At 58.3% G+C, this 15,032-nt stretch carries 11 protein-coding genes; 3 read left to right on the top strand and 8 right to left on the bottom strand.

Annotated features, from left to right (window positions below; all coding sequences use genetic code 11):
- Positions 1-36 precede the first annotated feature (36 nt).
- From OM794_RS06125 to OM794_RS06090, 8 genes are all read right to left on the bottom strand, one after another.
- The gene (locus tag OM794_RS06125) at positions 37-1,452 is read right to left on the bottom strand and encodes an ATP-binding protein (RefSeq protein WP_264167820.1); all 1,416 of its coding nucleotides are present in this window, start codon (positions 1,450-1,452) and stop codon (positions 37-39) included.
- 92 nt (positions 1,453-1,544) lie between these two features.
- Complete coding sequence (locus OM794_RS06120) at positions 1,545-2,270, bottom strand: response regulator (protein ID WP_226248609.1); 726 nt, start codon at positions 2,268-2,270, stop codon at positions 1,545-1,547.
- 137 nt (positions 2,271-2,407) lie between these two features.
- Positions 2,408-3,205 (bottom strand): HAD family hydrolase, encoded by a 798-nt coding sequence (locus OM794_RS06115; protein WP_226248606.1) that lies wholly within the window; start codon positions 3,203-3,205, stop codon positions 2,408-2,410.
- Positions 3,206-3,328: 123 nt separating this feature from the next.
- Positions 3,329-5,044: an N-acetylglucosamine-specific PTS transporter subunit IIBC gene (gene nagE / locus OM794_RS06110; RefSeq protein ID WP_226248604.1), complete on the bottom strand. Its 1,716-nt coding sequence runs from the start codon at positions 5,042-5,044 to the stop codon at positions 3,329-3,331.
- Between the two features lies 1 nt (position 5,045).
- Complete coding sequence (ptsP, locus tag OM794_RS06105) at positions 5,046-7,640, bottom strand: phosphoenolpyruvate--protein phosphotransferase (RefSeq protein WP_226248601.1); 2,595 nt, start codon at positions 7,638-7,640, stop codon at positions 5,046-5,048.
- A gap of 41 nt (positions 7,641-7,681) precedes the next feature.
- Complete coding sequence (locus OM794_RS06100; RefSeq protein WP_226248599.1) at positions 7,682-8,701, bottom strand: SIS domain-containing protein; 1,020 nt, start codon at positions 8,699-8,701, stop codon at positions 7,682-7,684.
- The gene (nagA, locus tag OM794_RS06095; RefSeq protein WP_226248597.1) at positions 8,701-9,804 is read right to left on the bottom strand and encodes an N-acetylglucosamine-6-phosphate deacetylase; all 1,104 of its coding nucleotides are present in this window, start codon (positions 9,802-9,804) and stop codon (positions 8,701-8,703) included. The genes OM794_RS06100 and nagA overlap by 1 nt, the downstream gene beginning before the upstream one ends.
- An 8-nt stretch (positions 9,805-9,812) precedes the next feature.
- Positions 9,813-10,547 (bottom strand): GntR family transcriptional regulator, encoded by a 735-nt coding sequence (locus OM794_RS06090; RefSeq protein WP_226248594.1) that lies wholly within the window; start codon positions 10,545-10,547, stop codon positions 9,813-9,815.
- Between the two features lie 255 nt (positions 10,548-10,802).
- Between OM794_RS06090 and OM794_RS06085 the strand changes: the two genes are divergently transcribed.
- The 3 genes from OM794_RS06085 (at position 10,803) to OM794_RS06075 (ending at position 15,009) form a co-directional block, all read left to right on the top strand.
- Positions 10,803-12,743 (top strand): exoribonuclease II, encoded by a 1,941-nt coding sequence (locus OM794_RS06085; protein ID WP_226248592.1) that lies wholly within the window; start codon positions 10,803-10,805, stop codon positions 12,741-12,743.
- 144 nt (positions 12,744-12,887) lie between these two features.
- The gene (locus OM794_RS06080; RefSeq protein ID WP_226248590.1) at positions 12,888-14,006 is read left to right on the top strand and encodes a glycosyltransferase; all 1,119 of its coding nucleotides are present in this window, start codon (positions 12,888-12,890) and stop codon (positions 14,004-14,006) included.
- The gene (locus OM794_RS06075; RefSeq protein WP_226248589.1) at positions 13,984-15,009 is read left to right on the top strand and encodes a lysylphosphatidylglycerol synthase transmembrane domain-containing protein; all 1,026 of its coding nucleotides are present in this window, start codon (positions 13,984-13,986) and stop codon (positions 15,007-15,009) included. The genes OM794_RS06080 and OM794_RS06075 overlap by 23 nt, the downstream gene beginning before the upstream one ends.
- Positions 15,010-15,032: the final 23 nt, after the last annotated feature.

Here is a 15,032-nt window from a genome sequence, read left to right as displayed (position 1 = left end):
GGGAGTTACCGAGTACTGCATAGTGTTGGGGTTTTATTACAAACCTGTAATAGTTTCCTGGCGGGGCAGTGTTATGGTGACCACCAGCCCGCCATCAGCATGGTTGGCGAGCTGAATATCGCCGCCGTGGGCACGGGCAATGTGCCGGGCGATTCCCAGCCCCAGGCCACTACCACCGGTGTGCCGGCTGCGTGAGGGTTCCAGACGCACAAAGGGCGAAAACACTCGCCCCAACTGCTCTTCGGGTATACCTGGGCCATGGTCGCGAATCCGCAGGATGACCATATCACCGTGATCCATCAGCTCTACATCCGCCTGCTTACCATAGAACACTGCGTTCTCAAGCAAGTTCGCCAAGCAGCGCTTAAGCGCCAGCGGTTTGACAATCAGCGGTGCAATAGTGTGACCGCTTTTAGTCTCGATCGTGACCTTGCCACCCTGAAGGCTAAGCTCTTCGGCCAACTCTTCGAGCAGGTGCGTCGGATCAACGGGGGCGGGCTCTTCATGCAGATCCAAGCCTTTCACCGAGGCCAAGGCGCCCTTTACCAAGCTATCCAATTCATCCAATGAGGCGCAAAAACGTTCGCGCTGATAGTCATCTTCGAGCATCTCGGCGCGCAAACGCATACGGGTTAAGGGCGTCTTCAAATCGTGGGAAATCGCCGAGAAGAGCCGTTCGCGCTCCTCAATCTGCTCGCGAATCCGCCGCTGCATACGATTGAACGCCGCGGCGGTGGCGGCCACTTCTTTGGGGCCGCTCTCCCGTAGTGGCGGCATATCCAAATCATCGCCCAACTGATTCGCTGCCCGTGAGAGCCGCGCCAGTGGCCGGGTCACACTGGTGATGCCCAACAACGAGAGCGCCAGCACGCTCAGCATCACCAGTAGCCCAACCAACAAACGCTCCTCAGAGAGCCAGCGATAGCCGCTGAAAATATCCGGTACGCCCAACAGTGTGGCCACATACAGCCAAGTGTCCGGGGCAAGCTCCAGCTGAACCACTAGAATCGGCGGCGAGAGCGGCTCCATCAGCAGGCTGTGCTGCCCCCAGCGGGGCGGCAGATCGTAAAGAAGCACTTCGTTATTGAGCACCCGCAGGTTTTCCGGGCGAGAGAACTCGACAATCACATCATCGATATTGAGCTGCCGGGTGAGCACCGAACGCACATTATTCACCACCACCTCTTTTTCCGGCCCCGAGCCAATATCGTCGATGGCCAGCCTGCGTTCGTTGACGCTAACAAAAAAGCGCGTGCCCCCCATATTACGCAGTTGATCCAGTACGATATGGCGGTAGTCCACTGGCAATGAGCGGAAAAACTTCATGGTGGAGGCGATGCTAAACGCCATATTGGTGGAGAGCTCATCAAGCTGTGCCAGGTGACTGGAGCGCACCTGGGACGTCCAGATGGCGTAACTTGCCCCCTGGGCCACTAGCACGCCGGCGATCATAATGATCACGAAGCGCCCGCGCAGCGAAGCTGGCAGCCAGCGGGCCAAGCGCCGATATAGGCGACGCCTGGTAGCTGCCCACTGCTCCCGACTCACGTTAATGCGTCTACCTGAGCGGTTAAGACGTAGCCCGCCCCGCGCACCGTACGAATCAACTGCGAGTGCTGGGCATCTTCACCCAACCGTTGGCGCAGTCGGCAAACGTGAACATCAATGGAGCGGTCTAACGGCGGCGCATCCCTCCCACGGGTCAGCGCATAGAGATCGTCTCGGGAGAGCACCTTGGCCGGATGCGCTAAAAACACCTGCAGTAGCTGAAAATCCGCTCCGGAAAGTGCCGCACGTTCCCCCTGCAGATCAATCAGCTCGCGGGTCATGCGGTCGAGCTGCCAATTCCCAAAGCTGACCCAGCGCGCCTGCCCGGCGGGCAACTCTGGCGGTGCACAGCGGGTGCGGCGAAGCACCGCCTTAATACGCGCCAGCAATTCGCGGGGATTAAACGGCTTGCCCAGATAGTCATCGGCGCCCAGCTCAAGGCCAAGAATGCGGTCGGTCTCATCGGCGCTGGCGGTGAGCATGATGATCGGCACATCGCTATGCTTGCGGACGTCGCGGCAGATGGTAAAGCCGTCGTCACCGGGGAGCATTAAATCGACGATCAACAAGTCAGGCGTGTGTTCCGCCCGCAGGGTGTGCAGCGCTTCGGCACCGTCCGCCGTAAATACCCGGTAGCCATGACGGCCCAGGTAGTCCGCTAGCAGCTCACAAATTTCCGGATCGTCATCGACCACAATCAAAGTAGCAGGGGGTGTCGTCATCGCAGCGGTTGTCGCCCTACGTTATTGTCGTTTTATGGGGTCTTGATGATGGTCGAGGGGCCAAGCAGTAGCAAGACCGCTACGACCAAGGTTGCATTAGCGTTAATCGTTGACGAAAGCCACGCGCTCGTTGGCGCTTAAAGCTTAAACCGCTCCCTCAGCCACTCAGCAACGGCGGCTTCGCCATGGTGGCCGATACGCTCAGCGCCGCGTACACGATCAAATAACGCCGGGTGAGCATTGGCCATGACTTGGGCCTCCCCTGCCAGATCGAGCATTTCGGTATCGTTAAGGTTGTCGCCAAATGCTAGGCAATCTGCGGGCGTTAAGCCCAACCGTTCCAGCAGTGATGACAGCGCCACGCCTTTATTGACCCCACCGGCCATGATTTCCAGAGAATCAATGGTGGAATAGGTAATATGCAGCCCGTCGCCGTGGGCCTCTTGCGCCTGTGCTTCTAACTGCTTTAGCGCCTTTGGGTCGCCTAGATAGAGCACTTTACCTACCCCGTTAGTGTCCATTTGCGCGGGGGGCACGACTTCATAGCCAAACCCTGTGGAGGCGTGAAGGGATAATAAGTGCGGGGCCTCTGAGTCAATATGCCAGCCGCTTTCGCGATAAAGGTTAAGCCGTACTTGAGGCGGACGCGGAAGACCAATTAGCGTTTTTGCATGTTCAGGCTCAAGGTGATTAGCCGCCAGCAAGGCATCTTCCGGGTCGTGAACATAGGCGCCGTTAGTACTAATCAAGTGTGCGGGAATATCCAACTGATCACGAAACACCTTCATATCGTAGTAATGGCGGCCAGAGGCGAGCGCGACATGATGGCCTTGCTTCACCAATGCCCTCAGAACCTCTACGGTGCTTTCGTGCAGGGTGTGGTCGCTTCCTAATAGGGTTCCATCCAGGTCAGAAACAATCAAGCGAGGTGTCATAGCGCGCTCCGTGAGTATGGTGCTTTAGCTTAACCGATTGATTCCTGGGACGCCTAGCCGTCGCTGGCTAGGACACCAGGCCCAATGGCCGCTCCACCTCACAGGCTCGGCCATTGGGCAAGATCAATGGGATGATAGCCCCAGGGCGACCGCCTCTGCTTGTTCATCCAAGATTATATGGATCACACCTCGCTGCAGTCGCTGCAGGCCGTGGGCCCCCAGGCCAGCCAGAGCCGTCTCGTCTAGCACAGAGACATTAGCTAGTTCCAAACGCAGCCGAGTGGATGCCACCGCTGTTGCACTATGCACATTGCGCGCACCGCCCAGCGCTTGCTCCCAAGCCTGACGAGTCTGAGGTGTTATGGGCGCTATGGCCATTGACGGGGGCGCAACAGAGTTAGGCGACCCTGGTTCGGCAGGCTGCACCGGTGCTTCACCAGTGGCGCTTAGCGCGGCGCGTATATCATCAACCACTGCGTCGGCGATAGGCCCTACAATGACCTGAAGTCCACCGCCTTGAAGGCGCAGGAGCCCGCGTGATCCGAGCGTCTTGAGAGCCGCCTCGTCGATAGCATCAGGGTTGTCCAATACTAAGCGAAGCCGAGTCGTACAGGCGCCAACGCTTTGCAGGTTTGCTGCGCCCCCCAGAGCGGCAACGAAGGCTGGGCCTCGCTCACTGGGAGCAGCTTCCGCCCCAACGGGCGCTACTGTCTCTGGGTCACGACCCGGCGTTGGCAGGTCGAAACGCACAATCGCCCAGCGGAAAATCGTGTAGTAAATAATGAAATAGGCCAACCCTACCGGCAACATCAGCCAACCATTGGTAGAAAGCCCATACGAGAGCGCGAAGTCGAAGGCCCCGGCGGAAAAAGTGAAGCCCAGTTTAACATCAAGCCAGTGCAGCAGAGCCACTGAGATACCGGTCAGCAAAGCGTGCATGACATAGAGCAGCGGCGCCAAAAACATAAAAGTGAATTCAATGGGTTCGGTGACGCCGGTCAGAAAAGCGGTCAATGCCAGCGATAACAGAAGACCGCCCACCTGCGCACGTCGTCCCTTCGGCGCTGCATGGTACATGGCCAGCGCTGCGGCTGGCAGGCCGAACATCATCACTGGGAAAAAGCCCGCCATAAAGCGGCCTGCGGTAGGATCACCTGCGAAGAAGCGATTAAGATCCCCGCTAACTACCGCCCCAGATGCCGTGTCAAAGCTGCCAAAAACAAACCATACCAAGCTGTTGAGCACATGGTGCAGGCCAGTAACGATCAGTAGCCGATTGAGCACTCCATAGACAAATAGCCCTAACTCACCAGCATCAATGAGCCATTGGCCCAGCGAATCAATACCGTGCTGGATGGGAGGCCAGATAGCCCCGAAGGCGAACCCCAGAACCACAGCGGCAAGGCCGGTGACAATAGGCACAAAGCGCCGCCCGCCGAAGAAAGCCAAGTAGTCAGGCAGTTGGATTGCTTGGTAGCGGTTATAAAGCAAACCCGCCACGCTGCCGATGATGATACCCGCCAACACTCCCATATTAATCTCTGGATTGAGAGAGTTCAGCACTGCATCGAGAACCAAGTAACCAATGACACCGGCCAGGCCCGCTGCGCCATTGCTGTCATTGGCAAAGCCCACTGCCAAACCGATGGCAAAAATCAGCGCTAAGTTAGCGAAGATCGCCTCACCTGCACTAGCAATAAAGGCGATATCGAGTAGATCTGGCTGGCCTAGACGTAATAGCAGGCCAGCGATAGGCAGCACTGCAATCGGCAGCATTAGGGAGCGGCCAAGCTGCTGTAGACCGCCCATAAGACGGGATCCAAGAGTCATGACGGTCATATCAGCACCTCACGAGGGGAGTTGTTGTTGTGGAACTTGTGGCTGATGGAGCTGCATCGTCAAGCGCCAACAGCTCGCCGAGGCGCCGACGCACCGCGATAGCATCGTGAAGGGCCAGTAGCTCAGGGAGCTTTGCTGCCAAGGCGGCGGTGTCCAGACGGCGCAAAGCAGCCTTGACCGCCGGAATTCGCGCAGGCTCTACTGAGAGCTCATCGACCCCCAAAGCTACTAGCAAAGGAGCAGCCAGTTCGTCACTGGCCGCACTGCCACATACGCCGACGGAACAGCGCTTGGCGGCGCCAGCGACCGTCGCTTGGATCAGACGCAGTACCGCCGGGTGGAGTACATCAGCCCGGCTAGCAAGCGCTGGATCTTCACGATCCATAGCGAGGGTGTACTGGGTTAAGTCGTTGGTGCCAATGGAAAGGAAGTCTGCCTCGTCGGCAAGACTGGCAGCGCAGAGTGCGGCGCTAGGCACTTCGACCATGGCCCCTAAACGCGGCCGTTCACTCAGCCCTAACTCAGCGGCTAGCGCCTCTAAACGCTGGCGCACTTCGCGTAGTTCGGAGGCCTCGCTCACCATAGGCAGCATGATATGCAGCGCTTGCAACGGGGTAACACCCAGTAACGCTCGTAGCTGTGTCTCCAAAAGCTTGGGCTGGCTTTGCCAAAGGCGCACGCCGCGAACTCCTAACGCTGGATTAGGCACGGTTGGCAAACGTAGATAAGGAAGCTGCTTGTCGGCGCCGATATCCAGCGTGCGAATAATCACTGGCTTACCGTTTAAAGCCGTCAAAGCGGCTTGATACTCTTTGCACTGAGACTCCTCGTCCGGGGCGTTATCTCGCTCTAGGAACAGAAACTCGCTGCGTAGCAGGCCTACGCCATCGGCACCTGATGCTGCCGCTAGGCGCGCTTCCTCGGCGCCACCAATATTAGCGCGCACCTCAATAGTACGTCCGTCCAAGGTAATGGCTGTCTCATGAGCGGCCGCCCGCGCCGTCTCGGCTTGCTGTCGGCGAACCTCAATCCGCTCAGCCATCTCGGCCAGTTGTATCGACGTTGGCTTCAGTGCCAAGCAGCCGTTCTCGGCATCTAGAATGACGCTTTCAAGGGAGGCCTCATGAGCTGCTTCCAATAGCCCCTGCCCCATGGCCACTAGACAAGGGATACCCCGAGCCCGCGCCAGGATAGCCACATGAGAAGTGGTGCCACCGCCAGCAAGACAAAGCCCAGCGGGGTGCTGGTCAGCTACGACCACTAACTCCGAAGGGGTTAAATCCTCCGCCGCCAAGATGACGCCTTCGGGCAGCTCAGGCGCTGCCTGTTGATGGTCGTTACTCAGCGCCGCCATCACACATCGCTGCAGGTCGCGCAGATCCGTGACACGGGCAGCCAGCAAGTCGTTACCGCTAGTAGCAAGCCGCTCTGCTTCAGCGTCTAATGCTTCCCGCCAGGCTTGGCCAGCACTGCGGCCATCACCAATCCGCGCCTCTGCCGCCGCGACTAAGTTGGGATCTTCAAGCCAAGCGCCATGGGCTGCGAAGATTTCCGCCTCGGCGACCTGCCCTTGTTGTGTCGCCTGCACCTCGGCTTTTGCTAAGTCCTCACTGATACGGTTCAATGCCTGTTTAAGGCGTGGGGACTCTACACTTCCACCTTCGCCGTCGTAAGGCACACTAGGCAGTGGCGGTTGATAAACCACCAGCGGGCCAGTCGCCAAGCCATAGCTGGCGACCAAGCCGGCCATTTCCCCTACCCCAAGCGGTTTTTGAAACCCCACTGGGGGCTTGCCTACAGCGTGCTCCTCGGCTTCGGGAGTCGTCAGCAGCGCTTCAGCGGCGTCCAAAGCGACCTCCCCCCGAGTGCCCTGAGCAATCAGACGCAAAGGGCTGCCTGCGACTAAGCCAAGGTTCATTAGCGCACTTAAGCTTTCAGCATTCGCACTAGCACCTTCTGCCGCTGGCTCACGGTGCACTTCCAAATCAACATCGTACTCCCGTGCGATCGCTCTTAGCCGCGCCGCAGGACGGGCATGCAGCCCTGCCGCGAGAGCGAGCGTTAGGCAACGCTCCACTAATGGGCCTTTGGTCATTGCGGCTTCGCCCTGCTCCGCTGAGGTGCGCGTAAGCACCATCAGCTTTTCGCCTAGGGCAACTCGCTCCCCCTTGCCATGGCGGGGCGGCAACAGGCGCCAGCCAGCGGGTTCGGTGACCACTATGGGCGTGATAAGCGCAGAGGCACCCAGCGCCAGTACATCGGCGTCAAAGCGGCACAGCGGTTCACCGGCGCGGACTTGGTCGCCAACCGCCACCAAAAGTTCGATGCCCTGGCCCTGCAATTCCACCGTGTCCAGTCCCAGGTGAATCAGCAGCTCTAGGCCAGCGTCGGTTCGCAGTGTCAGGGCGTGGCGAGTGCGGGCACATTGCACTACCTCTCCGTCGCAGGGAGCATGTAGGCACTCGCCGAGGGGGTCAAGGGCAATGCCATCGCCTAGCGCTAAGCCAGCGAAAACAGGGTCGGGCACTTCGTTGAGGGGAATCACCACCCCTTCTACAGGGGCTAGCAGGGTTAGGGTTTGACTTGCATCGGACATGGGAATACTCCCGCTTTGTCTTTGTTATTAGCTATCAGCTATTAAAGTGTGCAGGTAACCTTGTTAAGGTGCCGGGGTCGATCCGGGTCACTGCCCCGGGCCGCCGCCAGGGCTGCCACCATGACGTAGAAGCTTTGGATAACGGACAGCGGCTGCAGGTCTTCGTGGCCCGCGTCCACCAACGTTAGTTGGCGGTTAGCCACGCTCGCATCGGCTGCTAGCAATACCTTGGCCCCAACGCTCTCTAGCCATTCGGCCAGCGTTAGCAGCCCGGCCTGCTCCGGCCCGGGCGGCGCGAATACCAGCACTGGGTAATCAGGGCCTATCAACGCCATCGGGCCGTGGCGAACTTCAGCCCCGCTAAAGGCCTCGGCCTGAATGGCACAGGTCTCTTTGAATTTCAGTGCCGCCTCTTGGGCAACCGCCAGACCAGCGCCCCTGCCAATGACCATCATCCTGTCGGCTGACTGCAATGCCTCTACCGCCGGCGCCCAATCTTGCTCAAGGGCTTTTTCCAGGCGCTCTGGCAATCCCTCCAGGGCGGCTAATAAGCTGTGATCCTCGTTCCAGTGACCCAGTAGTTGAGCCATGGCAGAGAGGGTAGCCAGGTAACTTTTGGTGGCCGCAACGCTCTTTTCCTCCCCGCCATGGAGAAGGATCTCTGTGCCACTGGCCGCCCCTAGCGGTGTCCCCTGCGTATTGAGCAGCGCCAATGTGCGGGCACCACTGGTCGCTAACGCCTGCTGGGTAGCAACCAAATCAGGGCTCTGCCCTGACTGGGAGACGGCTATGACCAGATGGCCGTTAGTCCGCCAAGGAGCCTTGGCCAGTGTCGTCAATGAAGGGGGTAGCGAGGCCACTGGGATGCCGTTTTGCTTCATGCACAGATAGGCAAAGTAACTGGCGGCATGGTCGGAGCTTCCGCGGGCCACGGTTACCGCTGAAACCGGCGGCGACTGACGCAGTTGCTCGGCCAAATCAGCCATCATGGGTGCATTTCGCCGCAGTTGACTCCGGATAATTTCCGGGGCGCTGCGGGCTTCATCGAGCATCAGGGACATCAGGCACCTCCTAAGATAGAGCGGCCCTCTACAAAGACCGCTTGGAGTTGGAGTTGAGGGTCAAGAACAACGAAGTCAGCCGCAGCGCCTTCTTCAAGCCGACCTATATCGCCAAGCCCCAGAAAATCAGCGGGAATGCGGGATAGGCGGTCAGAAGCCTCAGCCAGCGTAAGTCCGAGGCTTACGAAGTTACGCAGCGCTTGATCCATGGTCAGCGTGCTACCGGCCAAGGTGCCATCGGCCAAACGTACGCCACCTAAGCATTTGGTGACGGTCTGCTCACCCAGGCGGTAATCGCCGTCAGGCATGCCAGCAGCGGCGGTGGAATCAGTCACCGCATAGAGATTGGGGATGCAGCGCAAGGCAGTCAGGATGGCACCAGGGTGGACATGCAGCAGGTCGGGAATCAGCTCGGCATACTGGGCATGGGCCAACGCGGCTCCGACCATACCTGGCTTACGGTGGTGCAGGCCGGTCATGGCATTGAATAGGTGGGTGAATCCGCAGGCACCATGAGCCAGAGCCTCGACCCCTTCTTCATAGCTCCCCAGGGTGTGCCCTAGCTGCACTCGAACGCCGCGCTCGCTGAGGTGGCGAATCAGAGTCATATGGCCGGAGAGTTCTGGGGCAAGGGTAATCAGGCGAATCGGCGCCAGACTGCACAGCTCATCTAGCTCCTCGATCAACCCCGTCCGGGCATAGGCTGGCTGGGCGCCTAACTTACCAGGGTTGATATAAGGCCCCTCCAAATGCACGCCCAGCACTTTGGCTGCCAGGGGCGCGGGTGCCTGCATATAAGCCGCGATATCCCGCAGCGTCCTTCTGATGTGGTCGTCTGGCGCAGTCATGGTAGTGGCCAGCAGCCGAGTGGTTCCGAAGCGCACATGGGTGCGGGCCAAGGTAGCCAGAGCCTCGCCCCCTTCCATAACATCAGCGCCGCCGCCCCCATGCACATGTAAATCGATAAAGCCGGGGAGTATGCGAGGATGAGCGTTGGTATCAGGGTCGACCTGCTCGCCGCTGATACGCTTGATACGCCCCCCTTCCCAGTGAATCTCCCCCAGGCGCCAGCCCTCGAAGGTCAGGATATTGCCAAATTGCATAACGTTTCCTAGCGAGTCAGTTCGACCATAAAGTCGTAATAATCGGTGCGGCAGTAAGTCACCGTAAGCTCTGCTGGCGTGCCATCGGCCAGATACCCTAGCCGAGTGATCTTAAGAAGCGCCTGCCCCTCGACTACCTCGGCGAGCCCCGCTAGCTCTGCGTCAGCATTGATGGCCGTAACATGCTGCAGGGCTCGAGCCATTGACTTACCGCTGGCTTCCAGTACCGCATAGAGAGACGTTTCTACTGCTTGGGGATCCGGCAGTACTGAAACAGGTAGGCAGCTATCCTCTACCGCCATCACCACATCATCGGCCAAGCGTAAACGCTTAAGGCGCGCCACCTGGGCATCGGCACCCAAACCAAGACGCATACTCTCTTCCACATTGGGAGTTGCCAGCCTGCGCTCTAACCATCGAGAGCTGGGCGTAAAACCACGCTGAGTCAGTAGCTCGGTGAAACTCACCAATCGGGTTAACGACTGATTAAGACGCGGCGTGATGAAAGTGCCAGAACCACGGCTACGACGAATGAGCCCCAGCTCAGCCAGACAATCCAATGCCTTACGCGCGGTAATACGCGAGACATTGAGGGTATCGGCCAAGCTCCGCTCTGAAGGTAGCGCCTCGCCGCTCTCCCAGGCACCCGTCTCGATGGCATTCTCCAACTGACGGGCTAACTGCTGGTAGAGCGGTGTCGCGCCCTGCGGGTCAAGGTGCAGGTGGCTAAAGCGTGGATCCATGGATACCTCCGTACGACAAACAATACCAATTGAATACCAATATAGACATAATTCAATACCAATCAAGTGCCAATCAACAGCTACCACAACCGAATAGCCCCACTCCACTCTGCCCACAGGGTAATTACCCAGCTAACAGGGAAGATGTAGGTTATTGATAAATCGAGAACAAAAAGAACTTCACATAGCGACAATTGGCGCAGCCTGCGGGAATCCGTATAGTGGCACCCTAACTCTCGCCAACTGATTGAGCTCATGCTTCAGAACAACGCCATGCTTGCCCAGCTCAAGCAACAGATTCGTCAAACCACCCCCCGCGCTGAAGGGGTGATCAAAGCCACCGACAAAGGTTTCGGTTTTCTCGAAACCGACGACGGTGAATCCTATTTCGTGCCGCCGCCCGCCATGAAGCAGGTAATTCACGGTGATCGCGTGGAAGGCGTGATTCACGAGAACGGTGACAAAAAATCCATTGAGCCGGAAAAGCTGATTGAAGCTGGGCTGGATCGGTTTGTTTCCCGCGTGCAGAAACGTGAAGGCCGCCTGTCCGTCGTGCCCGACCATCCGTCGATTAAAAATGTTATCAAGGCACGGATTAAGAACAGCCTTGATGAAGAGAGCATTGCTGACGGTGACTGGGTCGTTGCGCGTTTGGTGCGCCACCCGCTGAAAGCCGACGATCGCGCTTTCTTTGCCCAGATTGATGAATTGGTTGCGAAAAGCGATGACCCGGCAGTACCGTGGCGCGTTACGCTGGCTCGCCATGCGCTGGAGCAAGAGTGCCCCGATGCAGGCACCGACTGGCCGTTAATTGATGAAGGCCTAACTCGCGAAGACTTAACGTCCACGCCCTTCTTCACCATTGATGGTGAAAAGACCCGCGATATGGATGATGCGCTGCACGTATCTACTCGTGCGGAAGGCGGCTGGCGGTTAAGCGTGGCCATTGCCGACCCCACCGCTTACGTGGAAGAGGGCCATGCGGCTGACTTGGAAGCTCGCACCCGCGCCTTTACCGTTTACCTGCCTGGCCAAAACGTCACGATGCTGCCAGAGCAGCTAGCGGATGATCTCTGCTCATTGTGGGAAGGCAAGGAGCGCCCTGCACTAGCCTGTACGCTGGATATTAATGCCGACGGCAGCATGGGTGATTACCGCTTTTTTGCGGCGAACGTTAAATCCCATGCCAAGCTCGTTTACGACAACGTCTCCGACTGGATCGAAGGTCAAGGCGACTGGGCACCCGCGGATGAGATCGCTGAGCAGCTCACCGCACTGCGCGATTTGACCGAGGCGCGTACCGCTTGGCGTAACGAACACGCGCTGGTGTTTAAAGACCGCCCCGACTATGTGTTTGACCTTGATCCCGCTGGCAACGTATTGGCCGTGCGCACCGAAGAGCGCCGCATTGCCAACCGCATGATCGAAGAGTCGATGATTGTGGCCAACGCATGCTGTGCGGATTTCCTGGCCAAGCACATCGGCCACGGTATCTTTAACGTGCACCGTGCCTTTGAGCCGGAAAAAGCCGAAGCCGCCCAGGAGTTTTTGGCCGGGCAAGAGATCATCGTCGAGCGCGAAGCGCTCACCGAGCTGGCCCGCTACACTGAGCTGAAGCGTGCGCTGGAAAGCCGCGATGACGCTTGGCTGGATGCGCGCCTGCGCCGTTTCCAGGGCTTTACCATGATGTCCGCACAGCCCGGCCCGCATTTTGGTTTAGGCTTGGCTGCCTATGCCACCTGGACGTCGCCAATTCGTAAGTATGGCGATATGGTCAATCACCGCTTGATCAAGCGCGTGTTGAAAGGCGAACAGGCGCCCGCCGAGGCTACCCAGCAGCTCACCGAGCAGTTGACTGAGCGTCGCCGCCTGAACCGTATGGCCGAACGCGATGTGAAGGATTGGCTCTACGTGCGTTACCTGACGCCCTCCGCGCAGAACCAGGACACCTTTGAGGCCGAAATCATGGCCATCAACCGTGGCGGCATGCGCGTTCGTCTGCTGGAAAACGGCGCAACGGCGTTTGTGCCCGCGCCTTTAATGCACAGTGACCGCAGCAAAGTGGTGATTGATGATAAAGAGGGCCGTATCCAAATCGAAGGCGAAGAGCGTTATAAGCTTGGCGATCCTATTCGGGTAGCACTGACCGAAGCCCGCGAAGAGACTCGTTCGCTGGTGGCACGTCCCGTCGTCTAAGGCAATATATAAAGCGGTTATTAAGCCACGGCTCTCGATTGAGAGCCGTGGCTTTTTTATACCGCCCCTATAACCGCTGTCGTCGAACTGACTTATTTCTCCTTTATGGTGAAACGATGACACTCATTTTGGTTGGAGGTGAGCTTGCACATTGCCGATGTGACGATGTTTCATGCCCCCGCCAGCGGCGGCGTGCGCACCTATTTACAGGCCAAACACCGTGTTTTTTCGCGCATTCCACAGCTGCGTACCAGCCTGCTGGTGCCGGGGGCGGAGCGCGATAGCCTCGGCGACCACCACACCTTACCAGCGTTACATCTGCCGTTAGGTCAGGGCTACCGTTTTCCGCTGCGAGGCTCACCCTGGCGCGATACCCTGATTGCTCTAAAGCCCGACCTGATTGAGGCTGGCGACCCGTACGTGACGGCATGGGCGGCGCTGGTTGCGGGCCAGCGGCTCGGCGTGCCGGTGGTGGGGTTCTATCACTCTGATCTTCCGCGCTTAATGGGGGATCGTTTTGGGCGCTACGTTGAGAAGCGCTTAACCCACTATGTCACGTCACTCTATAGCCAGTTTGATAGCGTGCTGGCACCCTGTCATGCCATGGCGAACCGGCTGCGGGAATGGGGCGTTGATAACGTTCGCGTTCAACCGCTGGGCGTCGATTTGGCGCACTTTAACCCACAGCAGCATGACCCAGTTTTCCGCCAAGCCATGGGCATACCCAGCGATAAAAAGCTGCTGATTTTTGTGGGGCGTAATTCTCGCGAGAAGAATATTGACGTGTTACTGGCGACGATGCGTCAGCTAGGCAGCGATTACCATTTGCTGCTAATGGGCCCCGGTATGCCGCATCACGTACCCAGCAATGTCACCATTGTGGATCGCTGCTGTGGCGCCCACGAGGTAGCGAAGGCACTCGCCAGTAGCGATGCCTTGCTGCACGCGGGCACTCGGGAGACATTCGGATTAATTGCCCAGGAAGCCATGGCGAGCGGGATTCCAGTCGTAGCAGCAAACGCAGGGGCGTTGGCAGAAAACGTGCCGTTGGGTGCAGGCATTTTATGTAAGCCGCTTGATCCCACGGCCATGGCTGAGGCGTGCGTGGCGCTATTTAGCAATGATGTGGCCTCCAGCGGGCACTATGCACGCCGCCATGTAGAACGCCATTTCAATTGGGATGGCGTGATGCACTCACTGCTTGAGCACTATCAACACCTTTGCCACAGCAGCCAACCGTATGCACTCCACCAACACCACTAACTTCCGTCAGCTACTCAAGTGGCGACCCATCCACGGCGTAATGATTATCTTGGCGCTGATGACGCCACTGGTGCTCACCGCTTGGCTGGGCGGCGCAGAGGCGTTAGAGCGGGTAAAGCAGTTTCCACTCGAACTGTTGCTATTAATGCTTTTGCTAGCGTTTCTATGCTGGAATCTTAATGCAATGAGAATGCGCTTGATGCTGAGTGGCCGAGCAGGCAGGCTTGGTCAACGCGGTGCCCTGGGTATTGAGCTGGCGTCTAAGTTTGCCCTGTGTGCCACCCCAGGCGGCAGCGGTGGCCCAGTCACCCTACTGATGCTGCTTGCCCAGCGCGGCTTCCCGCCCGCTAAAGGCGCGGCGATGTTCCTGATTGATCAAGGCTGTGACCTACTGTTCTTCCTGGCGATGCTGAGCGGCCTAGTGCTCTTTTCGTTACTAAGCGACACCCAATGGCCCCATCAATCGCTGGTGCAGTGGGCGCTGGTCGGTTTAGCCTTTTTGGCCACAGTGGTGGTTGCGGTAATGCGCTATTTGCCCAGTTTATTGCGTTCTCCCAGCATAAACACCCCCTGGCCAAACCGCTATCGGCGGCGCTGGCTGGCACGACGCCTTCTACGCTGTCGGCATGCCTTAAAGGTAACGCTTAAGCTGCCGCGCTCTACGTTATTTGCAATGCTCCTACTGACCACGATGCATTGGCTGATGCGCTATAGTTTGCTCTATTTGGCAGTGCTGGGAGTCGGCGGTCATGCAGATTGGATGTGGACGTTTTTAACTCAAATGCTGGCCATGGCTGCCAGCCAGTTTAGCTTTCTGCCTGGAGGCGCGGGTGCTGCGGAGGTAGGCGTGGGTACTCTGTTGCTACCGCTGATGGAGCGCGAACAGGCCGCTGCAGCGGTACTGATCTGGCGGCTGGTGAGCTACCATTTATATTTGGCGGCGGGCGCACCGCTGTTTGTGCTGTACAGCTATCGCATGCTGCGCCGATCACCGGCACGGTAGCACAAATGAATAAGGGCGCCCCG

This window comes from Halomonas sp. BDJS001, assembly GCF_026104355.1.
Taxonomy (GTDB): Bacteria; Pseudomonadota; Gammaproteobacteria; order Pseudomonadales; family Halomonadaceae; genus Vreelandella.
The sequence above is the reverse complement of the archived record's forward strand: the minus strand, read 5'-3'. Positions and strand labels throughout refer to the sequence as shown.